The following is a 25,886-nucleotide window of genomic DNA, read 5'->3' on the forward strand; positions in this document are numbered from 1 at the left end:
TTCGAGAAAAAAATCAGAAAAACGCCCTCACAAGGGAGGACGTTGGGTGCAGTAATGGGGGAGTTCACACCATGCATTTTCAATCAGCGATTGGTATTGGGGGTTGCAAATGCGCCTGCCCGACTCCCATCGGAGGATAGCGTTTTCGGAAACCTGCAGGGCCTTTGCGCACTGCCCAACCGTCATTCCCATAGCCGAGCGCACTTGTTTCAGCTTTCCGCCCACACTCTCAACTTCGTGGTCGAACGGATAATACTCCAGGAATTCGAACAGCTTTGGGTAGTGCCGCCGCTGCGGCGCAGCCCGCCCGTTCTCCCAATAGGTAACGGTGTCTTCCGATACAGAAAGTATGCTGGCGACTTCCCGTTGCAGCAATCCCTTGTCAAGCCTTTTGTTTAATAAATGCTCACCGAGCGTTTGCGGGGTGACAATTTTCTGCCTTTCAAAAGGGTTTTTCAGTACCTTGGTGCATGAGAGAAATGTTCTCGCCGCCATGCCCCTGCGGCTATTACAACCATCCCGAGAAGGAATGCATCTGTCCGCCGGGCACCGTGCAGAAATACCTCAGCAAAATATCCGGTCCGTTGCTGGACAGGATAGACCTGCACGTAGAAGTTACCCCGGTAAACTTTACCGAGCTATCATCAGACCGCCTGGCCGAGAAAAGCGAACACATCCGCGACCGCGTAATCAAAGCCCGCGAACTGCAGATAGAACGTTTCGGCAGCAAGCCCGACCTGCACGCCAACGCGCAGATGAGCCCCCAGATGGTGCGCGACATTTGCAAGATAAAGCCAGGCCGGCCAAACGCTTTTAAAGAAAGCCATGGAGAAACTGGGCCTCTCCGCCCGTGCGTACGACCGCATACTGAAAGTATCGCGCACGATTGCCGACCTTGCAGGGAGCGAAGAAATACTGCTGGAGCACCTCGCTGAAGCCATCCACTTCAGGAGCTTGGATAGGGAGAGCTGGGCGGGTTAAATGATTTGGCCGCAATGAGGGCAATCTACTCGCCTTTTCGGGTCGGTTGCCTCGGTTATCCGGCAGGGGTTCATGGCAGCAACGAACAAAAACCCGGCTGGGAAAACGTTATTGTAATTCGCGCGGGAGATGGACACCAATCTTTCTTCCAGGGGTTGTCGCAATACCTCTAAAGCCTTTCTTTTAAACTCGGGCAGTTCATCTAAAAATAAGACACCCTGATGAGCCAAAGATATTTCGCCGGGTTGCGGGGTAGTTCCCCCGCCGACTAAAGCGATGTCCGATAGCGTATGGTGGGGACTGCGGAATGGGCGGGAAGGCATTAGGCCCTCTGTCTGCAAAAGTCCAGCGACCGAATAAATACGCGTCACTTCCGGGGCTTCGTGCAAATCCATGGGCGGCATGATGGCGGGCAGGCGGCAGGCGAGCATGATCTTGCCGGAGCCTGGCGGCCCGATCAGGAGCACATGGTGATTGCCGGCAGCGGCAATTTCCAAAGTGGGCTTAACTCTTAGTTGTCCATTTACTTCTGGGAAGTCAACTTTAAAGTCGGGTTCTTTTATAAATAGTCCACGGGTATGATGGGTAGTTGGCTTGGCTTTTTCGCCATTTAAAAACCGGATGACGGAGCCTAAATCTGCAAATCCGTAGACGTAAATATCGGAAATGATGGCGGCTTCTGCAGCATTTTCAGCAGGAAGGATGATGCTTTTGAATCCATCTTTTTTAGCGGCGATGGCTATAGAGGGTGCGCCTTTGATGGGGCGGAGTTTGCCGTTAAGAGATAGCCCGCAGGCGATCAGAAAACTTTCGGTTGGTGGTAGTTGCCCGGACTCACAAAGAATTCCCAGGGCGATAGGAAGATCATACACGGACCTGACTTTCGCAGGCTAGCAGGTGCCATGCCGGAAGGGTAGGAAAAATAAAGATCCTGATCATGGGCTGCCTGAACAACACTTTGTGCAACGGGCGCAAGGTAAGCCGAGAATTCATCAGCGTTCATATCAAAGATATCCTTTTGGCTAAGCTCGTCCATCAGCTTGTAAAGGTCGCTTGCACGGTTTATGCCATGTTTAAGCTGTTCCCATTCATCGAGCGGAAGGAATACGCCTTGCGGCTTTTGATCATGATCCAGGACAATTTCCATACAGCATATCTTTATCAGATATTCAAATTTACTTAATCTTAACAACATTTTATACCATTTAGTTCTTTACCTGGTGTTGGTCCTCGGCTTGCTGCGCCGCCTGCGGTTCCTGCCATGTATGGCCTCGTCGTCAACATCATTGGTTATTTGAATATTAATACTGCCACTAACCCCATCATGGCCATCATCATCGGGATGAGCATAAACATGATTATCATCCGCAGCTGTTCCGAATAGCCCTTCTCCATCTGGTTGAGCTTCATTTCCATTTTCTCCAAAATCAGCTTGTTGGATTCCGTCGATTCCAGTATCTTCCCTATTGCCTGTAAAAAACTCAGAAGCTCCTCGTCCGCTTTGCCCGGTGGATTGTTGTTGGCTTGTGAGCTGCCCGTATTTTGCTGTTGTCCGCTCGTTTGCCTCGCTAACCGCCTGGCGGTCTCTGTCTTGCTCATAGTCAATGTGTTTGATCAACTCCGCCCATTTAAACCGGTTACCAAGTGCCTGCCCTTTTGCCTTAAACTCATTATGGAAATAGGTAATGCCGCTTATATACCCTGTGGAAGCCTGGTTGAACAGGAAATAGATTCCTTGCTCTTCGCCCCTGGTGATTAGTTGCTGTAAAGTAATACCCCCTCGTCCGATGATATTGTTAAGTTTTTCCTGTAAAACCATTTTATCCGAGGGTTTTCCGGTACGTAAAGCTTTTTCTATTTCATTTTTTTTAAGCGCCTTTTGAGATACATGGCTATTCCGCTCTACTGTTATATGGTTATCTCTCTTTGTAGCTTTATATATACTTTGCTCTAAAGGTATAAGGTCATATTTAACCTCAAGCTGCCGTACGACAGCTTCGCTTCGTTTATAATTATTGCTGTCGGTGACGACATTGCCGTCGAAGCTTACCCGGTTAACCAAAAGGTGCAGGTGCGGATGGTCGGCATCATAATGACGAAAGATGATGTACTGGTTATTGTTATAGCCAAGACCGTCCAGATAATCGTGGGCGATGGCTAACAGCTTATCGTTTGACAACGAATCAATTTCTGTTTTAGAAAAATTAAGGCTGGTATGGTAAACATACCTGCTTAGGTTTGGGCGGAGCAGCCGCACGGCATCCACCTCGGCCTGAATGATATCATAATTAAACGATGCGAAGTTACTATCCAGGATCTCAGCCCTTTGCCTGATGTCGGGATGGTCGATCTTGTTGCAGTTATATTCCAGTGCACCCATAAAATCCCTACCTATTACCTGGCTGGCTATCACGGAAAAGTATTTGAGCGATGATGACTTCCTGTTGCCTTAACAGCTGCATCAAAATCTTAATAAAATTCATATCTATCCTGCCGGTATGGGCAAGCTTCGTAAGCTGGTTAAGGTTGACTCCGATTTTTTTTAACTCAAGGTAAGTGTTCAACTCCAGCCGGGCAATCCTTGCCTCCGGAAACTTACCCTTAAACAGCTTATGCCTGATTAACTCTCCGGTTGCTTTGCCGCAAAGCAAGGCCGCGTCATCAAGCTGCCCAATTTCCTTAGCTGTTAAGCGGATAGTGAAGTTAACATTCCGTAGTTTATCAATATCTGCTTTCGGCCTGCCCATATTCAGCACCAAAGGTCAGAAACAGGGCGAACGCAAGTTGGTACCCAGAAGGGTGGCAACCTAAAAAAATCAAAAATTTGTTGAAATGATGTGCTGAACAAAGTGAAGTATATCGGGTCCGGGTACCCCGGCAAGCCGTTTTCGCAATGCGAAAACATGGCTTGCTTCACATTATCAGAGCTATTAAAATACCCGGAACTCAAAAGATTTATGTATCCAGCTCTATCGTATTTATGCGGCCATCGGATGTTGCAAAATCTGGGTACGCATCTGCGGGTACACGATGTCAGCCGTCAAATAACTTTGTTATCGACGGGCATCAGCATGTCTATGCGCAAATGCATTTGATCGTTAGCCCCCGTGTTATTTAGCGCTGAGCATTGAACAAATGGAGTTGATGAAAATGCYGACGGCTATTCACAACTGATGTAAAGAAAATTCAATACATTACCGCAATGGTATCTAAAACAGCAAGATTTAAGGTGTTTAGCATCCGCAAAGACTTCATAGATGGAGCTACTGATTCGGCAGCATTAGCTTTGAGGCTTGGACTTTGTACAACAACTATAAATAAATATCGCAAGGAGTTTAGAGAAATTGAACGGCTTTATCCCGGGAAGCTGGATGATTTCAAGTTCCGACTGCCTAAAATAAAACATGTAAAACCGGCAGATCCCCGTTTGGCTGAAATGATCAGCCTGCTTCCTTCTCTAATGGAAAAGTCTGTAACGTTGCAGGTGCAATTAATCCCGCTTTGGAAGGACTATAGAGTCATCCAAACAAATGGTTATAGCCTACAACAGTTCACAATACACTATATCGCATGGCGGCGTAAGACAAAAGCCTGTATTTATACGCACCGACGGCTCCGGGAAATTGAACCAACCGACCTCCTTGAATTGGAAAAGTGGCAACGCTCTAATCAGAATAACCGATGGAAACGGGCAACTGTTTTATTGGGATCATTGAATAAACGAAATGTCCATGAAATGGCGGCCCAGGTGGAACAAAATGTAAGAACCATACAGCGCTGGATCGATCATTATAGGAAGCACCGTCTAGCTGGTATTATCCCTAAGCCTGTTGGTATTAATGCTGCAATTGAAGAACGTATTAAAATAACCCGGACCAACCTTGTTAAGATATTGCATGAATCACCTGCATTGCATGGTATAAACCGAACGTCCTGGCGCCTGGAGGATCTGGCTGCGGTTTACGAAAAAACTCATGGGCAATCTATTGGTGCAATGACTGTATCAACACACCTGAAAAACCAAGGTTTCGGCTTTCGAAAATCAAGAGAAATTTTGACGAGCCCTGATCCCTTATTCCGGGAGAAATTAGACTATATAAAAAAAATACTTGCAAATTTGGGTGAAAACGAGAAGTTCTTTTCTGTTGATGAGTACGGGCATTTTTCAGTAAAACTCAAGGGCGGCCGCACGTTCACTAAAAAAAACGTAGTTGTGCCGCAACTTCAGCGCAGCAAAGGCTGGCTAATTGTTACAGCCGCACTGGAATTATCAACCAATCAGGTTACGCATTTTTATTCCCGGCATAAGAATACGGAGGAAATGATCAAACTAGTTGATATATTATTGATGCAGTATGGCAATCAAGAGAAAATCTTTTTTTCCTGGGATGCGGCCAGCTGGCACGCCTCTAAAAAGCTTTATGCTAGAATAGAGGAAATCAACCTGGACACCACTACCCCACAAGTAGAACTTGCCCCATTACCAGCTTCCGCCCAGTTCTTAAATGTCATTGAGTCGGTTTTCAGTGGTCTGGCAAAAGCAGTTATTCACAATAGCGATTATGATTCTGTTGAAGCTTGTATGGTAGCTATCGATCGGCATTTTGCGGAACGAAATCAATATTTCCTAGCGCATCCAAAAAGAGCGGGAAAAATGATTTGGGGCATGGAAAGGGTTAAGCCGATTTTCGATGAAGCAAACAACTGTCGTTACCATAATATGAGGTAATCGTCATGCCCGGCAGTTGTTGGCTTTGCTTTTTTATATAAAAGCTTTTAGGTATTTATGGATAACGATGAATATCTGTTTAACTTTATCAAAACCAAATCGGTCACCTGGATAATATTATTTCAGCAATTCCGCTGTCAGAACTTTCCAGTAAAGTTGTTCAGGTCATTGAGACGGAATATAAGTCTAAATCATTTTGGGTAAACTCGGATGTAACTGCACATCCCCGCGTGCTTGACAATAGTGTTCCGTTAAATTATGCCAATTTCAAATATTAAAATCAACAGGTTAAGCATCGTCAAGATTTAATGGAACGCCTTGAACTCTTTTCAGGAACGCGTTGATCAATGGCCCCGGAATATTCAGCGTGGTAGTGATTTCTTAGATAATGTTCAGTTATCCTTTATTGAATAAAATGCTAGAAGTTAATTTTTTATAAGGTGGAGAACCCAATATTTTAATTGTGCTATATCGTTCGACAAATTGATACGCAACCGTATTAGCAACTAAGTACGAAGTGCAAAACACTTGGTTGACCGTGGGCTACACAGTGTGAAGCGGGGCATGAGCGTTTATATTGCTTTGCTGAAATATTGCCTGATCATATTGCGGAGTTCGTGCTGCTGAAGCGGCAGGTATATAAACACTCGGTCAATCTTCCGCATCAGGTCTTCTTCCAACAGCCTTGGTGGGAACAGTTTGCATAAGGTGTTGAGGGTAGCATGTAGCAGGGTTTGGATATGATTGATGTCACCAGAGTCGAGGATCACGGTTAGCTTTTCCCTATAGAGTTTGTAGAAGAATTTAACCGCTTCTGCGGTCTCAAAACCTTGGAGCATCAGTGGCGCGATCAACCCGTTGACGGCGACGTTAAATGGGAATCCTGTGGTATATTTCGATTTTGTGGCGGCCAGGTAAAGGATATCAGCGTCGACGGGGATGAACTTATAGTTCATCCCCATCAAGTGCAGGGTTTTGTCCCGGAACCTTCCTGTATCGATCAGCTTCAGGTCGCGGAGCACCCGGAGCAGGATGAACGTCGCGCAGCCGTTGACTTGGTAATTCACAAAGGCAAAGCCGCGCAAGGGCATTTCTTCGGCATAAAGCACTGCATTTTGATCCTGGGCGGTCAGGATGCTGTCAACAAAACTCTTTCCCATCTTGCCGTCGAGGTCCTGCTTTTTATGGGCGTTCAGTTTCAGCGCCGCAGTCACCGGCACGACCTGGCAATGAGTGTTCACCCAATCCGCCAGTCCCTGCAAGTGGCTGACTTGCGCCTGGATATTTTCCGGGCTGAGCACCTGTTTAAGATACTGTCCGTCTGCATAGCCTACTGTAAAAGTGCCGCTCTGGCTGCTGCGCTGCTGCTCTTTGAGCAGGTCGTAAAGTTCTTCCAGCGTAGAACGGGTAACGATCTTTTGATTGGGAAGCTTGTTCAGGTCGTCCAGCACGTCAAGACTGGACAGCGTGGTGATCGCCAAGATGTCCAGCACCAGCGGCTTTCCTGCACGGACCAGCCTTTCGGCGATAAGCAGTTCCTCATTCGGGCCTGTCGTGAATACGCCGAGTGCCGGGTCTGCCATGTAATGTGCCCAAGAGCGGATCGGCGAGATCCTTTTAAAACTTGCCGCCACGCCAATAGGTAGCTTTCGCTCGCGGTAGATGGCTTCAATATACCGGTCGTCGTCTACGCCGGATCTCAGCGGTGCGAAAAACGCTTCCAAATCCAGTTCGCCGTTTTCCTTTTGCGAAATGGTGATCTTTTTGGTCTTGGCTTCGCCGACGAACTTAGTGGTCAGCAGATAAAAGCTTTCATTGAAAGCAAAGCTGAACTTGTCAGCGATATGGACGATCTCATATTCCTGTTGTAGTCCGTCCTGCTCCAGTACAAATGCTTCACCGACTGCTTTTCCCATAAGCGCGGCACCCATCGGGCTCTGCGGGCTTATTTCGCCCCGTGTCTTGAAATAATGATCCCTGTCTTCAATGAGGTAAGTAACGTGGGCATCGTTTAATTTAACGGTGACAGCGGTATGCAAAGCCGCCTCTACTGGTTTGCTGGCTGGCGCCTCATTGGGCGTGAACTCGGTAAACATCGACACAAAAGTATCATGCGCCTGTGCCTGCTCGTAAAAGTTGCGGCGCACTTCATAACTGAATTTTTTAAAGTTCTTCAGATCGCCTATGTATTCGAACATCCGCGCCAGTTTGAACTGGGTCTCCATGGGCAGGGTCTGGTCGATATGATCGATGGTGGCCAGTAGTTTAGCAAGGTTTTCTTTGCCCAGTTGCCGGTAATATACGAAGGCCAGCCTGGACTGAATCAATTGGTCTGCGGGATAGATCTCCAGGTAATCCGTCAAAACTTTGACCGCCGCGGGAAGGTCGTCCAAACCTTCGTAGGCCCAGGAGAGCATTTCGGTCACCATATCGATCGGCCCGTAAGCTGCCAGCAGCCCCTCACAGGTTTTGATCAGCTTCGCATGTTCGCCGGCTTCATAGTAGGCCAGCAGCAGTTGCCTGGTGATCTTGGAATAGATCCCGGGATTGGCGATCCGTTCCAAGAGCTTCGCCACGATCTTGCGCTCGCCGCTCAGATAAAATAACTCCGCCAGTTCGTGGATGTCACGGGCAGTAGTATCGTCATTGATCAACGCTTTCGCCTTTTCCAGACTTGCCCTGACTTCGTTGCTGCGTCCGGTCAGGTTCAGGAACTGCGCCTGCGTAATATAAGTGCGCACTGCATCCGGATGCTCTGTAACCATCTGGGCGATCAGTTTTTCGGCAGTTTCCGTATCGCCGGCCGTGCTGTACAGTTCGACCAGTTTGTTGCGGAAATAGATCGTTTCCTTTTCGCCGAGCCCGTTCTTCAGCATCCCTTCCATGACGGCGACACCCTGCTCCCGGCGCCCTTCCAATACGTCGACCTCGGCGATAAACAGCGTGGTCTGTGTCTTTTCATCCTCATCCGTGGCCGTTTCGCTCATGCGGGCCAGCGCTTTGTGCAGTTGTTCGAAATCTCGGACGTCAAGGGCAGCTACGGCCAGGTGCCGCGAGGTCCAAAAATCGCTGTTCAATTCCCAGGCCGCCAGTACGTCGTCGTAGGCACCTTGCTTGTCGCCGAGGAACTTTTTGGCAACGGCACGGTTGACCAGCCACCACGACCTTGAAGGCCGTAAGGTGGACGCCGCGATGGCCGCCCACCCCTCAGTATAATATTGCAGCGCAAGCCGCGCCTTATTTTTACCATCCTGGTCAACGATGCCGTTCAGCAGGAAGGATTCGGCATTGATGGTTTCCAGCAGCACGTTGGCAATAGCCGCCGTGAGGTCTGCCTTTTGTCCTTCCGTCTGATCATATGCGATCTGCAACCAGGTCAGCGCATCATTGAGCAGACCGCGTTCCCGGGCTACATAAGCCAGCGCGTAGGCGATCTCGTGCTGCTGGCGGATTGCTTCCGGAATGGCCGACAGGATCGTTCCGAAAGTTTCGCCCTTCAGCCCCATCGTGTGGATGACCGCCTGGTACGCATTGATGTCGAGCGGGTCCAGCACCAGCGCCCTGGCCGTCATTTCTTCAGCGTGTGCGCTGTCTTCCTTTATGGTGTAGCCGAGCGCCGCCAGTCCAAGAGCCTTCACCAGGTTTGGTTCGTGTTCGAGCGCCTCTATGAACAGGTCGGCGGCCTCCCCGTCGCTGTTGATTTCCAAATAACAAATGGCCAGGTTCGCCAGCGTGCGGAATTTTTCGTTCGACGTAAGCTTGTCCCAGTTATCTTCGCGGAATTTGGTGAAGAGATCGATAGCGCTCTGCTGATTGAACGTATCCCGCAGCGACATGATCCGGTCGATCTCGGATTTGAATGGGGAGTCTGCCAGCCCGGCCGATTGGGCCGTCACCAGCGCGGTCAGCTGTTCGTTTTGCTCGATCAGTCGGTCGACCTTAGCATCCGTACTCAGTACCGTCGTTAAGATCTGTTCGGAGATCTTTTTGATCTCGTCATAAGCCTTATCCACGGCCATCGGCGGGATCGGCACCTGTTTGTCTCTCTCCAGGAACTGGGCCTCATGGTCGCGTTTCATTTCCCGCAGCTTTTCGGTCGTATAAACAAAGACGTTATTCGTTTTCACGTGGTGCCGTAGGCACATCACCATCAGGTTCTCCTGCTTGCGGCGGTCCTCATTATTGGATTCCGTATTGAAGCGCTCACCTCCCGGCATCGCTGCCTCGATATGGCAGACCTGCGCCACCAGTTCAAAGTCTTCATCGAAGACCGGGTGGTCGCAGCCTGGAAAGGAGCATACGTTCCCCGATACGGCAAAAAGCCGGTTCAAGGTCTCTTTAGAAGGACTTAAACGTATCGGGGTTTCCTTCCTCGCGCTCATCTAAGCCGAAGTTAGCAGTATTTTTTTAACTTAGCTTTTTTACCGCCCGATCCACAACCAATAGCCAGCGCCTTTTCGCTGATACCACAATACGCATTTAGGCAGCATTGAAGAATATGAGCCACGGCTATTTAGAACTTAATATTATGTATTTTTGATACTCATTATTAACACCCTAATCCTTTTATATGAATGCAAATCAATTTATGCCCGCACTCTTGATGGTCGTCACAGACCTGGATGCGCAAACTACGCTGCTTACTGACAAAGGCATTGAAGAATCTGACCACAAAAAAGTTTACCACGATATCAATGCCGAAGTCTCAACGGTGTTGCTGAAGCTTTTTGCTGACCTGAATATCCTCGAAAAAGTACAGACGCTGGGTATGGCCGCCGGGGACAAAGGGATCATCAACAAGCTCTGGGAGGAACTCAGTGCGCGCGTGGCTGCCTACCAGGGCGACGAGTTAAATGGGACGATCGCCAAGCTATTGGACCTAAAAAATAAGCAACGGGACCTGTTTACTTATTTGACACCATTTACACGCATATAAATACGATGGATACACCTTTGGACCAGATCCAGCAATGGTACCTGAGCCGGGAAGCCACGCACCAGGATGATCTTGGGGCATTGGCCAGCCATTTCCTTCTTGACCCGGAGCCCTTTAGCGGAACGCAGCTATTGCGGATTACGAATTTTGCGAAGCAACTAGATAGCGATGGGATGGGCCCGAAGCAAGTGGTGCAGAAAACACTTTATATGATCAAGCTGATCGATTTTACCTTATCAGGCAGAGCTACCGACCAAGACTGGGCAGAAACGCTGGACAAACTCCTCTACATGCGCACCAAATTCACCGAACAGGGAGACCCGGGAGCCGTAAACCAGATGCTGGATAATTTCCAGGAACGTAAAGCAGGATGGATCGGCGTTGCCGAAAGCTGGGCATCGCTGACCAGCGGCAAGCTCAATAACAAAAAGATCGCGGATTGGTACTTTTTGAATATGGCCGGCAAAAAGGATAAATAGCTCATGGATAAAGGACAAAAGATTGATAATTACTGCAGGGATTGCTTTAAGAACACGAATCATACCGTAAAAGAACTTTTAAAGATCGACGGCTCGTGGCATTACCAGGTCGTTCACTATTATGCGATAGTCCAATGCGACGGTTGCGAAACCGTTTCCTACCGGACCACCACCGAGGACTATGAAATGATGTATTATGATCAGCAGGAAAACGACCATTTCCCGACAACGACCATTGACTATTATCCGCAGACCCTTGATTTTCACCGGAACGAACTGGAAACCGCGCTCTTGCCGGATAAGATCCGTATTGTTTATGAGGACACACTCAGGGCATTCACCGCTAAATCACATTTGCTAACAGCGATCGGTTTCAGGACAATAATAGAAGCCATTTGCATCGATCAGGGCATCAAAGTGAAAGAGATGGAAGACCTCAAACCGCAAATCGACAAAATGGTGATCAAAAAGCTGATTACGCCACGCGAAGCGGCAAGACTGCATACCATCCGCTTTTCGGGCAATGACTCCGCACACGACATGATCGTTCCCAAAGAAGCCGATCTGTACATCGTATTGAATATAGTCGACCACCTTTTGAATAACCTGTACATCATCGATCAGCAGATCAAAGGCGGTCTTGAAAAAGTGGTTACAGACTTCAATGGATTCCGAACCTTGCTCAGCACAGCCATGACCAAACTTACCGTTGGCGATTCACTTACCCTCGGCAAGATCCTCGGCAAATCGGCACGAAGGTTACACGACAAAGGCTCGGAGTTTGAACGGGAGCTTTTAGCAAAGATCGAGAGCGGCGAGTACACCAAGCTAGCCAAAGGCGAATTAAAAGAATCATCGGATAGGAAATTACCGCCTGTGCAATATTATACGATCGTAGATGTCGATTGGGATAGGGGTTCTGATATCTGACCCTGGACAATATGAACAGACATCCGTATTTTTACCTGATCCCTTAATTAAAACAGATTTGGAAGTATTGAAAAGAGATATTGTATTTATTGGTCACGCGACCCCGGAGGATAACGAATTTACGCTTTGGCTTCAATCCAAATTGAAAAATGAAGGGTATAACTGTGAATGCGACTTGTCTTTCTTACTGGGTGGGGAGGCCGATTACTGGAAGAATCTGCAAGACTTGCTGGAATATCAAAGCATCAAATATATACTGGTCGTTTCCGGTGTGACCTTTAATAAAAGCGGGGTGCTGGATGAATGGGAACATTGCAAAAGCATCGAACGGCAATACCAGTTAAAAGATTTTATCATCCCGGTGAAGGTTGATAACTCTCCCTATAATGCCCGTATCGGACTCAACCGCAAGAACATCATCTCCTTTGAAAATAACTGGGGCGAAGGACTCAAAAGGCTTTTGCGCAAATTGGCTTTTGACGAAGTGCCCAAAGTAGCGGCCAATACCAACTCTATTATGGATTGGTATGACAATGTTTACACCACCTATTCCGGCATAGAATACAAAGAGAAAGACCTGTTCTTTTCCAACTGGCTAAAAATACCGGTCCTTCCAAAAAAGATCCACTTTTATAAATTCTATAATGATGAACAGGCAAAAGCCGTCGTAAAGAATCTGGTTTATCCCGGCTACCGGCACGGCAACATGATCGTCACATTTCAAAAAACGCTCAATTATTTTCTGGCTGATGAAAATTTAGAAGTAAAGCCTATTGAGCAATTGGTAAAGGACAGCTCGGATGCGCTGCAATGGTACGAATCCGATTCCTTTCCGGAATATCACGACTTCCGGCGTTTACTGGTAAGGTTACTACGCGAGTGCTTGGAAAGCTACCTGAAAGAAATGGAATTGAAGATCTATGAACTGTCCAATAGTAACTGTTATTTCTTTGAACATAAAGAAGATAAGGCGAAGGGCCGGTTCATGCTGAACGGTAAGCCCAAAAACATCGGCGTATCCGGTAAGTATTATGATGGATTCTGGCATTTCGGCATCAGCTTCCGCCCAATGCTCTACCCAGAACTTTGTTTCAGTTTTAAAAGCCATATCATCTTCACTGATGACGGCATCAAACCCTGGATCGATAAAAAACAGATGCACAGCGCCCGGAGAAACAAAGGAAAAACAATGCACAATAAAGAGTGGCGCGACCAGCTGCTTGCGTTTTTGTCCCGCCTTTCTAACACGGAAGCCGATGAGATCGTCCTGACCGTCGCCGAAGAAGAAACGATCACGCTTTCTACCACCCCGATCACTTTTGAGGCCAAATTCAGCTATTTCGAGCCTAATGACGAGGAAAGACTGAAGCCGATCGACAGTTATTTGGACGAAGAAGAATTTTACGATGACGAAGAAGGAGGTAACAGTGCTTGAGCTCAAACATATTGCGGAACCTCTGCTGCTTTTCAACCACGATCAGAAAGTTAGTGATCCACGAGATGGCCTGACTTTATTTGGGCCATTCAACAAAAACAAGATCAATAACTTTTCTGTAGGACTGATCGGCACCGAAAAAGGCATCGCGCGGATGAAAAAATGGATCAACAAGTTCCTGAAACCCATGATGCCGCTAAAAAAGGATTACGCCAAGCCGTTCTATCCAGGCTTTGAAGCCATCTTCGGTATCACTATCAATCTCAATTCAACTGTTGAGCTCAAAGTAGACGAAACGAAATTGAATGAATATTACCGCTACACCGATAATCACGTCCGGGTGGCTAGCATGGTAGACCTCTATGTGGATTCACTGATCGAATATAAGACCGATGACGATCGGCCGCCCGTGAATCTCTGGTTCGTTGTCATCCCGGATCAGGTCTATCAGCACGGCCGCATCAAATCCAAGGGACTTGGCGACCCCATCAAGATCGGTATCAAAAACAAATACGAGCGTTCAAATCCCGGCTTATTTGATGAGATCGAACCGGAATATGCCAAACTGAAAAAAGCTTATGATTATGACAACAACTTTCATAATCAATTAAAACTAAAATTGCTTAAACACGAAATATTGACCCAGATTATCCGCGAATCTACCGTGGCATACCTGGAAGATGAGTTTCTTAAAAAAAACCGGGAACCTAAAAGGGACCTGTCGCATATGGAAACTGATGTGGCCTGGAATATCGCGACCTCTACCTATTACAAAATTGGCGGCCTACCCTGGAAATTGGGCGGCATCCGCAAGGATGTTTGTTATATAGGTATGGTCTTCAAGATCGACGAAAGACAAAAGAAAAGTAAATACGCCTGCTGTGCGGCGCAGATGTTTTTGGATTCCGGCGATGGAATGGTATTCAAGGGTGCGGTAGGGCCATGGTACAACGAAGACACTAGGGAATATCACCTGACCCGGGAAGCCGCCCTTGACCTGTTGACAAAAGCCATCCAGTCATTTAAAAAATCAAACGAACAGCAATTACCGAAAGAAATATTCATTCACGGCCGCACACATTTCAACAATGAAGAATGGGCGGGCTTTTGTGATGCGGTTGCAGAGCTGGAGATTAACCTCGTCGGCGTCAGTATTAAAGACGAAAAAGTATTTAAACTATACCGGGATAAAAACTTTCCAATTTTGCGGGGCAGCTACCTCGTGAAAGATGAAAACAATGCGTTCCTGTGGACGAAAGGCTTCATTCCCCGCCTCCAGCAACCCCTCGGCATGGAAACTCCAAACCCATTGACCATCCAAATCACCCGCGGAAAAGGTAACGTTAAAATTGAAACGGTTTGTAAGGATATCCTTGCCCTCACGAAACTCAACTACAATTCCTGCCGCTTTTGTGATGGACTACCTGTTACGCTTAAGTTTGCCAATGTTATTGGTGAGGTACTTACCGCAGGGAATTTAGATGGGCTCAAACCTGCCTTGCCTTTCAGATATTACATTTAAGAAGATAAACAGGTTAGCTATAAATACAGCCGCTCCACTTGCCTCGACCTGCAAATGATCAGTATATGATGCTGTTCGTCATTTAAAAGAAAGGTAGTGGTGTTTAATTTATCAAATCATAACTATGATTATAGGTTTGTTTCTAAGCCGATATACACCGCTTGCTAAAGACTAAAGTAAAAAGCTTCCGAATAATTTAATTAGAAATAATAATTGTTTCTATTACCTGAATGAGATAAGATATTTTTTGACTAGGGCAAAACGGTTTATAGGTATAAAGCCGGAGCTAAAAGATTTCATTTATTCCCAAGTTTTAAAATTGTAAACCAAACAAGAATAATGTAACACATAAACCAATAGAAGTTAACTATTTATTATCATAAATTGCCTTTTCAGCCGGTCAATCAATGATTTAATATTAAGTAAGGGATAGAGCGTCAATAACCATATTTGTCTTTCCGTAGTTTAAAGGCTTTTTCACCGCCTTCCATCACTGAAGTTATTTCATCTTTAACATTTTTTGAATCGATGGCTCCTTGGGCTTTAATTGTACCACGGGTTTGACTTCCGGTATCCCTATAATCAAAACAGACAACTAATTCTGCATCGCCATTAACAACCAAATTAGCATTATGACTAGTAAAAATAATTTGCCTGTGTTTTTTAGCAGCCCAAATATTTTTAATAATATCATCAATAGCTCTGTTATCAATATCATCCTCAGGTTGATCTATTAGTAAAGGCGCTCCGGGTTGATTTAGTAAAACAGTTAGCAGTGCCGTTGCCTGTTGACCCGCACTTGCTTCGGAAAATGCTATAACATCTTCCATTTCACTATTTGTGGTATACTTAAATTCTGGGGTAAATTCAATTTTTATGGTCGCGGTATTTAACCACATATCAGTTGTGGACAGCTCAGCGATTCTTGATAAATTCCCTTCATTTAATCCGTAACCGCTCAGTTTTGGGCATAATGGTGCGAATTGGATAGTATTGCCTTCAGCTTGCTTAAATTCCGCCAAAGGCCGTAATTCGTTAAGAATTGTTTCCCATTCGATTAGCGGATCAGCAGCGGAGGCGATATTTTCGACAATAGACTGTATTTTATCCTGGTTTATTCTCGTCCCCTGGAAAAATTTTGCCAACTCAGATTTTATCAGTTCTAAATCGATGTTTTTTTCAACCAGAACTTTTATTAGCCCGTTGGATAACTCGCTAAATTTCCTTGCCTGTTCAGTTAATAACACCAATTTTTCCCTGTGTAACGCCCAGTAAGATAAGCGATGAGTTGCAAAAAGTACTTCCGGCACACCTATTTCTATTAATTTAGCCAAACGATCGTTAACACTTTCGCGTAATTGGTTAAGTCTGGTCTCTATTCGCTGAATTTCCGTCAGTTGTTGAAGATTAGAAGTGGTACTGGCTTTAGCGGCCTCATATTGCCCATCAAAACCCCCTTTAACATGTTCCCATTGTTGTAATATAGCACGAATTTCTGTAGTGTTTTCAGCGTCAAAAACGGCTTTGAGTTGAATAATTAAAGTTTTTATTTCTCCAATCTTTTCACGTCTTTTAGTGTCCAGATCATTGATGATTGCTGCGTTTTCTAAAGTTATATTTGTTGGAATAGATTGAGGGTAAATATCTATCTGAGTACTCAACTCATTGATTTTGCTGCTTACAGTATTTAACTCACTCTTTATATTACTAACGATATTTAGTTCAGCATCAAAGGTGGCCTTTTTAGCAATTATTTGCTGTTGTGCGTCGCTAATACCACCTAATGAGCCCCTGAGATTTTGAACCTGGGTGTTTAAGGAATTGATTTCAAGATTAATTTGATCATTTTCTTTTTCGATTTCCTTCTTTCTGTTAACGTTCAGGTATTCAGATCGCGTTTGTTTATTGATTTCTGCCAATCGAAACTCAAAGCTGGACAGCTCTGTTGCAATAGGCGTTTCGATAAAACGCTTTAATTCTTCAGTTGACACACCAACTCCACTTAGCTGTTTTTGGCTGTAAGCCTGGATCGGGAGAATTTTTCGGACGTCCTCCTCAGTTACAATTTGGAAATCACGGCCATCGATTTTTAGCGTGGTCTCATTAGTGACAGAACTTCTTTTTATAATATGATTGATTCCATTCAATGTAAATGTAATCCTTACCTCTCCCTCGAAATCGGATAATGTTTTTTCTATTAATTTTTGCCTTCTTCGTTCAAGATCGTTCAAGTCTTCCGGATCGGAAGAGACGACAATTTGGTCACAAAGCCCCCATCTTAAATACTCTAATACAGTAGATTTTCCGGTACCTCTTCCGCCGATCAATGCACTATATTGTTTGTTAAATTCTATAGCAAACGAACCAAGGAATTTTGAATTCGTTACATCAAGTTTAGTGATAAATATTTGAGGGACCTGCGGTTCTTCCTGACTAATCCTTGACTGCCTGGCTAAACAAGCCTGCCTTAAAGCTTCAGCACTCGGTTCTGCCCATTTGACCCAGGTATAATGTAATCCCAGTTCCCGGCCGTCTTCAAACCGATTATCTGAGGTACTAAATAACCCTACTGATTTGTTTCCATAATTTATATCTCCGCCATTTAACTTATTTGTCCATCCGCTATCGTTTGTGGGGATGGCTTTGTCTACGTAGCCACCAACCGATGGCATTTTTTTATAATGGTCATGAGCTCCTGCACGTAATAGGGTTGACTGTCCACCATTTCCTAAATTGGGCAGTAATATATACCTGCCTTTTAATACAGGTTGTGAATCAAGTTTCCTATGCAAATGTTGAAGATCAGTAATTTGCTCATTGGGAATTCGGATAGTTTCAGCGGTGACTCTTTCGTATTCACTTGAAGGAATAATGCCAAACATCGATAAAGCGGAATCTAAATGCTGTGCGGGTAAATTTGAATCAAATATTAATAAACATTGGCAGGTGGGAATACTCAGTGTAATTTCTATTCCAGGAAATACTGTCACACAGAGCTCCGGTCGGTTGTCTGCGATAAATGCCAGATTTTCTGCATCTGCCACATCGCGAATTATTTTTGCGAAAACAACGTCGTGGTGATCTGTTATAGCGATCGCATTCAAACCTTTATCCCTTGCTTTCTGCAAGTATTCCTTGGCGAATTCTATGCGGCTATCAACAATTTCTTTTTGCTGTACATCGGTCAGAGCTTCAATTTCATCAGGATTTACACCAAATTTATTTCCTGTCCATCGAATGTCTCTCGGGCTGTGAACCTGAAAATCACATTTCTGATAATGCGCGCCTTTATCCATATTTAAAATTGTAAGGTATTGGTGGTTGTGCCATTAAACTTCAGTCCAAATGTACCCGTTGCGTATCAATATCCTTACGGTTTTACTCATTTATTAAATTTATTTATTTTGCCCCAAATGCCTTACTGAGCTATTTTGACTTTCATTTTTATTTTCCTTCTTATCCTCTTTCATTGGATTCGAACTACAATTGATTTGCAGCAAAAATCTGCAAGTCAATTGTCAAGCGGTCGACAACAGTCAGGTTGGGTCTTAGATTTAAAGCGAGCGGGAGGACGACTCAAACCTTATGAAAGATGAGTGCATAATGCCAAAATCTCCCAAGGTTCTTTTGCCTCTTTTCTTGCAAGAAAAGAAGTTCAGGTGCTTGAAACTTACAAAGTATTATGTTAAGTAAATTTCGATGAAACGTTTTACAATATTTCCATACTGTGCTTGATATCAAAATGTTACGAATAGTTAGGATGCGACTAATAGTCTTAAGTCTGCTAAAAGGGGTTCGAAAAGCTTCCCCTAGGTGCTAATTTAAAAATTTAGTCTTGGCCGGTAGCGGAACCAAATCGTTTTTAAGCAACCTTTATTTCATTTAAAATTTTCAATTGTTCAAGCAATTGGTTCGAATTATGTCCAGTTTGGGAGCAAAGCCCCGCATGGCCGCGAGGCTTTTTTTCCAATCCAAATTCTGCTACGACCTTACCGAGCATAAGGTAGCAGATTTTATCACGGAATGGGTACAACAGAGTATTATTGGGGAAATGCACGATATCGAATGCATTGCCTTCGGCATCTAAAAAGTTGCCAAACCACATTTTCTGCTTGTTTTTGGTATGTATGGTTTTCTCGCATACATTCGGGCCAACCATTCTCAACGTTTGGCCGACATGCTTGATTAGGTCATTCGCGCCAATTTCGCCCCGGTAATCGATGGCCAATAACTCGAACATGATCATGCATTAGGGAAAACCCAACAGGCATAATTCTTGGCCTCGATCTGGAAAAGTTCTGCGTTATTGTTCGATTTGGCTTTGGTTCCCAATCAAAGATGTTACGTACTGGAAAGGATTTTGTATACTGCAGTCGGAACTAAACCATCGAGGGCTCGACCATTCTGTAAACGCAATCTTAAACGGAAAACATTAAGGTGATTATTGTCGGCAAAATAATTACCTAAAGACGTATTAGTATAATTTGCGCTAATTGCTGCGACCTATGTGGGATTAATCCGCTGAAAATCCTGACTTAATATCTGGCTACTACAATTACATAGGCTAAAGGTGATGTTATAAATGTTGCTATACTTGCATGCTTTCTGCCAAAGTGTTCTAATTTAATCCTGCTCCCACTCAATTATAATAAGCAAAGGGGAGCAGGATCAAATTGCAAATCTTAGAATCATGGGCTAATGCCGAGAGAATTCACTTTTATCTGTTTATTTTGGCACTTAGGCTATCTAACCTATTACTCCCGATATTATTTGTTATAATACAAAATCGTTATACCCAGATGCCGAATTCGAGTTCCTAACTACATATTAAAATAAATCATCAGATACCTGAACCATCCGTATGGTAGGTAACGGTTGGATTTGATGCATTCGATTTTATCGTGATCGGTGAATCAAAGTATCCTTTACTGGTCGGCTTGAAATAAAGTATGATATTTACGATGCTATTTGCCGGAACGGTAACCGTTTGTTGCGATACGGAAAATGGTGAATTAACACCTATTCCTGTTACCGTTATCGGAGCCGCTCCCAAGTTAACCAATGGCAACGTGATCGATTTGCTAGTATTTGCGGCTACATTACTAAAACTTGTATTGGTTCCATTTTTAATGATCAACTGACCCGTTGGGGTATTCTTAGGATTACTCTTGAGAACTAGTAAACACATTTCCCCAGCATTCGGTCCTGATTTAATTGTGCCGGCTATTATCAGGCTTTTAAAGTTATTGCCGTCAGCATTTATTGATTGCTGAACATTATACAGATCCCAGTTTATCGCCGCCGCATCGCTGAATGATGTTAAGCCTCCGTCTACTTTGAATTTACTGACACTATAGGTAATTGCGCCAATATCTATCATATTGTTCAGACTATTACGAGTGGCTATAGGCATATCCCGCTTCGCGACCGCTCTCTTGGCGAGTACTTTCACAGTAGAAACGGAGACAACATCTGTTAGAGTCGTAAAAAATACCGGACAAGCAACTGCAGCTGTGGGTGGCGTAGCACATCCAACTCCAGAAACCGTTAAAATGGTATTAGTGACCGGGTTGCTCATCGCATCATCTAAAATATCCTGCCCTATTGAGTTCACCAGATATTTCGCGGTGTTAGCATCATATTTGGTGAAATTTTGTGCCCTTATGCCCAAAAGCAATTGTGCCTGGCTGATCGATTCGGGTGAGTTAATATTTAAAAACATATTTGCATGTCGCAGGTAATTGACAGTTGTATTTTTATATACCGATACCGTACTTATCAGGGAATTGCCACCGCTCAAAATAAAGCGGAACATATAAAAGCCAGAGGTTAAAAAGTTGGGCACCTTGCTTACATAGTCCAGAACACCTTGAGCATTCGTCCTTACTGTGGTGCAATAACCTAAAACGGGATCCTCAACACCAATCAGTGTATTTGGCACAACTACATTGCCAGATTTAACTACTACTCGGTGAACAAATGATTGTCCAACCGTGAGTGCCTTAGCCGATGTTAGAGTAACTGTCAGCGTTGGCACAGATGTTTGTATTACCGCCAAGGTGTTAGTTGATGATGTTGTATTTAGGGACTCGACCGGCTTTACAGTTTCAGTCGATTTGTTGCAACCATAGCCCGCAACTAGCGCGGCCATGATTAGCCATTTTGATATTAATTTCATGTCAATTCATTTTAATTATTTAGACCACTAGATGCTTTTAACACCCTTTCATATACAGGTTTAGGTTTTACGCGTAATGTTATCGCCGTGTAAGGGGTTTGTCTGGTCCTGGGATGGAAATCAAAAGGTGCAAAACCAGTAAGCCACGATGTGTAGCTCCCTACTTTATAACGATAACCCAAACATAAATCATCGTGTTATACATTACTGAATTCAATACTTATGTTCGGTAGATCTGTGAGCAACTCCAGTAGTCCTAGGAGTTTTTCTTTTGTCCTGACGGTTGGAAAGATCAGCGACAGCGTGTTAACGGTAGGATTTACAATTGCTTCATAAATTGCATGTTGGATCTCTTTTAACGATATCCCAACATTCTTGGCTACCCAGCCAAATGCATCAGGGTTTTCTTCCACCATGGAGGCGAATATGCATCCCGATTTTCCTTTTTTGAAAAAGCTGAACCAGTGGATTTTTGTCAGTTCAGTACTTAATAATGGTGCCTGATTTAACGCCTGGCCTGGCGATCTATCTCCGGCGTCGTCAGCCAAAGTTTGAGCGTAATGAACTTTCATGTTGCTTGAATTAGTTAATTAAAAATTCTTTAAGGACAACTTTCCAGTACAAGCGCTCGTTGTCGGTGTTATGCGCTTGTCTGTTTCAAATTATTGCGAGCCATTTATTGATTTTGTTTCTTATAATAAAGGTTCATGGCTAGCTGCTTGGCAAGCAGTTTATAGAACCTCTGTTATACTAATGGGTTAATTAACGATCATTAAGTTTTTGGGTTAAAGAATTATCATTGGTGAATGGTTACCTCCATTTTTAAAGTTTTGTTTAGGGAATATTCCTCTACAAAAATAATTGTTAAAATATCCCCATGTTTTCCATTACCATATAACCGATGATTTATCGGCATTTGGTAATGGTCAATTTTATTTGGTTAAATAGGGGTTTTGCCATCATTGGCATTTCATAAAAAAACGCAGTAAATCCGATGATTTTTTACTATCATAACTTATTTGAAGGCATTTATTGCCATTTTTTTAACCAAACTTTTCTAAGAGCAAAACCCTTATGAAAAAAAGTTTGAAAATGACACCATTAATAATATATTTAAAAGAATTTCTACCATTTACCAAATAAAATCCTATTTGGAAATGGTGAGTTGCCTTACCATGAAACCTATATCACAAATCGAAAGTCGTTTCCTCCGTAAAGCATGGTTTGTTATATTACAAAACATTGAAAATCAACTACCTAAATACAGGAAGGAACTTTCCAACATTTATAATAAGTTGGCACATGGTGATTTTGTTGACCCTGTAGATCTGAGCGCAATCACAATAATAAAAAATGATCCTATCGAATCCGAATGGATCGCAAATGGAATTAATTTCGAGGGGCAATTAATTAAAATTAAATATAACAATGGGTATACATTGAGAGGGGATATAGCTGTAGCCTGCCAGGCTATTCAGATAATCACCATTCAGTCTGTATTGATTTCTAAACCCAGAAAGACAGCCAATCCGCAGTCGACTGTTAATGAAAGAAATGAAAAAAGAAGGGGCGGACGAGTAATAAATAAAGAATTGCATCTCAAATTAGGTATTAACCGTAATGGCGAAAATCCTTTTTTGGAATTAACGACCTCTGAATTATCTAAAGAAGCCGCTTTATTAATTATTCAGTTGGCAATTGAATGGGCCAATAACAGCGAAGATAAAAAAATGCTGATGGCTATTGCGAATGAATTCAAAGCATTTCAAAGCAGTTCCAGTCGTGATAATTATCAGTATTTATGGACAAAACACAGTAATTACTGGAAACTGGGCATCCTTGAACCACATCTTTTAAATTCAAGGTGGTTTTGCTTTCGGCGGACTGATGCGTCAAAAACAAAAGGTAAAGGTTTGGGGATATCGATTAGTCCGGTAATTATTACCAGTGATACTGATGGCAGAAGCAGCCTTTTAATGATTAGTCAGTCCATAAATACCAAAGGCGACCCGCGAACTGTTATCTATGAAGGCCTGGCAACAGCTGACACGGAAACTAAACACCTCATTGCCGATCTTCGCCGCCCTACGGAAGAAGAAGTTGCTTCCATTGCATTTTTCACAATGACGATCACTTCTGACGTAACCCAAAACCTCGTGGTAGGGCACTTTACCTATTTTTCCGCGCTCTACGGCCGGTTCTTGACTAAAATGGCGGTATGGTTAAAGATGGAAGATTTCCACCCAAGTTTTTTTGCGAATAAGGAGTATGATAAATTATCGCAATTACAATTAACCCAATATGCAATTGACCTTACCTCAACAGGCCAAAGCAAACAGAAATTTAATGAGATACCGATATTAATCCGGAAATTTCTATCTCACAGAGACTTTAACCGAATGACGCAGCCCAGTGTAGGTATCAGCCATCTCTATGAAACTGATGACTCTTTAGAAAAATGGCTTAGCCCTAAGTTTGAACTCGATGTCGATGAAAGGCTGATGAGCTGCTGCGGTGAGTACGAGGTTTATTACTATTTCGGCAAAGATCCGATATCAGAAATAGATGATAGCAAAATTTTAAAAAATACTCGTGTCGATAAGTTATTCTTTAAGTATGACGAAAATTACACAGCTTTTTACGCAGTATATGAACACCGTCGTTCGAACACGGCCAAATTTACCGGTACGGCAAGCAGAAGGCAAGAAGTTATTCAAATTGTAGTCCAGGACAATGATAATGCCCCTTACAAGACGGTTACGAAGAACATAATTTACGTCGCTTTTGCTATTCCAACGGCAGATCCCAAGTTCTTTGCCGAAGAAATTCAAAATGTAACCGATTTTCATGGTGTTATAACTGGGGTCAATGATCGTCCACCAACTCCGATCTCTTTTAAAATTTACTTACGACGGTTAACAGATCAAAACCGGGCAGAAAATTTTGTTGCAGAAGATCCCGGTAACCCAACTACCGCTAAAGTTTTACAGTTTTTAAAAACTCACGATGATCAACAAAGGATCGATGTAAATCCGTACAATATAAACTAACCATCCGTATCTGTATTTAATCAGAGTAATTATGTGGGACGCAAATTTTCCTTCTTTTAAAAGAGCGTCAAGAAATGCACTCTTATTAATATATCCAAGCTTACATGCTAATGGCCGGACATCGTTAAGTTTCTGCGTAAAGGCAAAAAAAGGTCTTTGGGCAAAAGAGAACTAAAATTGGGGCTTACCGGGAAACCATTGAACAAGACCAGCTTTTCTCTACGGGCGTCGCGAAGTATATCGATTTTTATAAGCTGGGAATTCGCCTGCCGGCAATAGTCTCCAATGAATAGTTTCCCCATCCAGTAACACAAATACCTACAGATTGCACAGATCATTACAGTGAGCTCATCGCCAATTATTCAGCATGGCCAATAAGTGCACCCTGATTTCCTGCCAAACCATTTTACGAGCCTGTTCTTCCCGTGCACCCGGGTCCTTATCCAGTATATACTGGATTTTTGCATCAGCTGCTGCTTCAGCCGAGGAAGTCCACAGGTTCTCGATATCCATCACCTCCTCCACAGAAAGGTAAGCCGTCCTTCGCAAATGATAGCTTAAGCTTTTGTAAACTTTAAGCCTGTTTAGCAAGTCTTCCAGTTCCGTTTGCGCTTTTCGCCAATGGTCATTATCGGCCAATTCCCCCGCTGCTGCGTTTTCGTGCAATTGAATGATATCGGCCAGCATGGAGTCGTTGGCGAAAGGTTCAGGAATAAATTCTTTTAACAGGAATAGTTGCCAGGGGAAAAGCATTTTCGTATAGTCAACGCCCTGGCGGCAAGCCAGCAAAAATTCCGGATAATAGGTATATTCATAGCCCTCGTTCCTGAAATCAATGCCTGACGAACTATGGTGGTCAATGGTCCGGTTGAGGTAACCAAGCCACAAGGGAAGCCCCAGTACTTCCGGGTATCCCGAAAAATCTTCTATAGCAATGTCCGCCTCTTTGAACTCCCGGATGGGGTTAAAAATTGCATCGGTAATCTCGGCCGGGCTTTTGGGCTTTTTCCTGGTCTCCAACCAGCCGGTTGTGGCGGCCATATGTTGTAGTTTCTCGTTAAGTTCGCCATGAAAGGCCTGAAGCGAATGTTGCATAATAGACGGATAAGGGGGTCAGCTGTTTTGAAAAGCTGAACAATTCAAGAGCTAAATTTAGTTAAAAATATGAAGGATAGGATATCAAAAGACCGTTCGCTTTGCGATAATAACCAGGTATCAATTTTAGCGGAATCGGCAGCCTGTACAGCACCTTAAACCCTTCCGCACAACCATCTGGAATATTATTTGAATTTTGAATAGTTTTTTGTTGCGCCTAACTTTCCTTTTCTGTCAATGTGTTTGCAAATGTTTGCAAATTTTACAGCAACCAAACCGGGTTTATGATTTGATTAATTTACTTGATTAACAGTGAAATAGATAGAAAAAAAGACGGGCAAGCGACCGATTTCTCGTGCTTGCCCATTCTGGCTCCAGAGGCTGGGCTCGAATCATTATAACATTCCAGTGATTCGCTTTAAATTTTGCATTAAATGGTTCGAAAAAAGTCCTATAGGGTTCAGGCAAACAATTCTGATTGCACGTCTTGGTTATCGACCTCGGCGAAAAAAGAGATTCTTATGTCTCCTGCTAATAACACAATTGAATAA

At 43.9% G+C, this 25,886-nt stretch carries 18 protein-coding genes and 1 pseudogene; 8 read left to right on the top strand and 11 right to left on the bottom strand.

Annotation, left to right across the window (positions count from 1 at the left end):
* Positions 1-27 precede the first annotated feature (27 nt).
* A complete protein-coding gene (locus AC1DXC_RS24045) occupies positions 28-495 on the bottom strand; it encodes a helix-turn-helix domain-containing protein (protein ID WP_477461723.1) in 468 nt (155 codons plus the stop codon).
* Here AC1DXC_RS24045 and AC1DXC_RS24050 point away from each other — a divergent pair.
* Positions 492-981, top strand: a pseudogene (locus AC1DXC_RS24050) (magnesium chelatase subunit ChlI family protein); the annotation flags it as partial. The gene AC1DXC_RS24045 and the pseudogene AC1DXC_RS24050 sit on opposite strands and share 4 nt — an antisense overlap.
* On the opposite strand, the gene AC1DXC_RS24055 reads toward AC1DXC_RS24050, so the two are convergent.
* The 4 genes from AC1DXC_RS24055 to AC1DXC_RS24070 form a co-directional block, all read right to left on the bottom strand.
* A complete protein-coding gene (locus tag AC1DXC_RS24055; protein WP_477461724.1) occupies positions 978-1,853 on the bottom strand; it encodes an ATP-binding protein in 876 nt (291 codons plus the stop codon). The pseudogene AC1DXC_RS24050 and the gene AC1DXC_RS24055 sit on opposite strands and share 4 nt — an antisense overlap.
* A complete protein-coding gene (locus AC1DXC_RS24060; RefSeq protein WP_477461725.1) occupies positions 1,781-2,128 on the bottom strand; it encodes a hypothetical protein in 348 nt (115 codons plus the stop codon). The genes AC1DXC_RS24055 and AC1DXC_RS24060 overlap by 73 nt, the downstream gene beginning before the upstream one ends.
* Positions 2,129-2,194: 66 nt before the next feature.
* The gene (locus tag AC1DXC_RS24065) at positions 2,195-3,394 is read right to left on the bottom strand and encodes a relaxase/mobilization nuclease domain-containing protein (protein WP_477461726.1); all 1,200 of its coding nucleotides are present in this window, start codon (positions 3,392-3,394) and stop codon (positions 2,195-2,197) included.
* The gene (locus tag AC1DXC_RS24070) at positions 3,369-3,728 is read right to left on the bottom strand and encodes a plasmid mobilization protein (RefSeq protein WP_477461727.1); all 360 of its coding nucleotides are present in this window, start codon (positions 3,726-3,728) and stop codon (positions 3,369-3,371) included. Before AC1DXC_RS24070 ends, AC1DXC_RS24065 begins: the two co-directional genes overlap by 26 nt.
* A 455-nt stretch (positions 3,729-4,183) precedes the next feature.
* Here AC1DXC_RS24070 and AC1DXC_RS24075 point away from each other — a divergent pair, with 455 nt between their 5' ends.
* Positions 4,184-5,710: an IS630 family transposase gene (locus AC1DXC_RS24075; RefSeq protein WP_477461728.1), complete on the top strand. Its 1,527-nt coding sequence runs from the start codon at positions 4,184-4,186 to the stop codon at positions 5,708-5,710.
* Positions 5,711-6,282: 572 nt separating this feature from the next.
* Here AC1DXC_RS24075 and AC1DXC_RS24080 read toward each other — a convergent pair.
* Positions 6,283-10,092: a PIN domain-containing protein gene (locus tag AC1DXC_RS24080; protein WP_477461729.1), complete on the bottom strand. Its 3,810-nt coding sequence runs from the start codon at positions 10,090-10,092 to the stop codon at positions 6,283-6,285.
* A 221-nt stretch (positions 10,093-10,313) separates the two neighbouring features.
* On the opposite strand from AC1DXC_RS24080, the gene AC1DXC_RS24085 reads away from it, so the two are divergent.
* The 5 genes from AC1DXC_RS24085 to AC1DXC_RS24105 are packed head-to-tail and all read left to right on the top strand — an operon-like array spanning position 10,314 to position 15,012.
* Positions 10,314-10,646 carry a hypothetical protein gene (locus AC1DXC_RS24085; RefSeq protein ID WP_477461730.1) on the top strand — a complete coding sequence of 111 codons (333 nt, stop codon included), beginning with the start codon at positions 10,314-10,316 and terminating at the stop codon, positions 10,644-10,646.
* 5 nt (positions 10,647-10,651) lie between these two features.
* Positions 10,652-11,125 carry a hypothetical protein gene (locus AC1DXC_RS24090; RefSeq protein WP_477461731.1) on the top strand — a complete coding sequence of 158 codons (474 nt, stop codon included), beginning with the start codon at positions 10,652-10,654 and terminating at the stop codon, positions 11,123-11,125.
* Between the two features lie 3 nt (positions 11,126-11,128).
* Positions 11,129-12,055 carry a DUF4145 domain-containing protein gene (locus AC1DXC_RS24095; RefSeq protein WP_477461732.1) on the top strand — a complete coding sequence of 309 codons (927 nt, stop codon included), beginning with the start codon at positions 11,129-11,131 and terminating at the stop codon, positions 12,053-12,055.
* The gene (locus AC1DXC_RS24100; RefSeq protein ID WP_477461733.1) at positions 12,024-13,490 is read left to right on the top strand and encodes a toll/interleukin-1 receptor domain-containing protein; all 1,467 of its coding nucleotides are present in this window, start codon (positions 12,024-12,026) and stop codon (positions 13,488-13,490) included. The genes AC1DXC_RS24095 and AC1DXC_RS24100 overlap by 32 nt, the downstream gene beginning before the upstream one ends.
* Complete coding sequence (locus tag AC1DXC_RS24105) at positions 13,462-15,012, top strand: argonaute/piwi family protein (protein ID WP_252758884.1); 1,551 nt, start codon at positions 13,462-13,464, stop codon at positions 15,010-15,012. Before AC1DXC_RS24100 ends, AC1DXC_RS24105 begins: the two co-directional genes overlap by 29 nt.
* 437 nt (positions 15,013-15,449) lie before the next feature.
* Here AC1DXC_RS24105 and AC1DXC_RS24110 read toward each other — a convergent pair whose 3' ends face one another.
* The 4 genes from AC1DXC_RS24110 to AC1DXC_RS24125 all read right to left on the bottom strand — a co-directional run bounded on the left by AC1DXC_RS24110 (position 15,450) and on the right by AC1DXC_RS24125 (position 21,762).
* Complete coding sequence (locus AC1DXC_RS24110) at positions 15,450-18,308, bottom strand: TrlF family AAA-like ATPase (RefSeq protein WP_477461734.1); 2,859 nt, start codon at positions 18,306-18,308, stop codon at positions 15,450-15,452.
* Between the two features lie 566 nt (positions 18,309-18,874).
* Positions 18,875-19,252, bottom strand: a complete 378-nt coding sequence (locus tag AC1DXC_RS24115; protein WP_477461735.1) for a hypothetical protein — start codon at positions 19,250-19,252, stop codon at positions 18,875-18,877.
* A 600-nt stretch (positions 19,253-19,852) separates the two neighbouring features.
* The gene (locus tag AC1DXC_RS24120) at positions 19,853-21,190 is read right to left on the bottom strand and encodes an Ig-like domain-containing protein (RefSeq protein ID WP_477461736.1); all 1,338 of its coding nucleotides are present in this window, start codon (positions 21,188-21,190) and stop codon (positions 19,853-19,855) included.
* A gap of 197 nt (positions 21,191-21,387) precedes the next feature.
* Positions 21,388-21,762, bottom strand: coding sequence for a hypothetical protein (locus AC1DXC_RS24125; protein WP_477461737.1), 375 nt, complete (start codon positions 21,760-21,762; stop codon positions 21,388-21,390).
* A 603-nt stretch (positions 21,763-22,365) separates the two neighbouring features.
* Between AC1DXC_RS24125 and AC1DXC_RS24130 the strand changes: the two genes are divergently transcribed.
* Positions 22,366-24,240, top strand: coding sequence for a hypothetical protein (locus AC1DXC_RS24130; protein WP_477461738.1), 1,875 nt, complete (start codon positions 22,366-22,368; stop codon positions 24,238-24,240).
* 348 nt (positions 24,241-24,588) lie between these two features.
* Here the strand turns inward: AC1DXC_RS24130 and AC1DXC_RS24135 are convergent, their stop codons facing one another.
* Positions 24,589-25,335, bottom strand: a complete 747-nt coding sequence (locus AC1DXC_RS24135; RefSeq protein WP_477461739.1) for a hypothetical protein — start codon at positions 25,333-25,335, stop codon at positions 24,589-24,591.
* Positions 25,336-25,886: the final 551 nt, after the last annotated feature.

Source organism: Mucilaginibacter sp. P2_D11 (assembly GCF_056404435.1).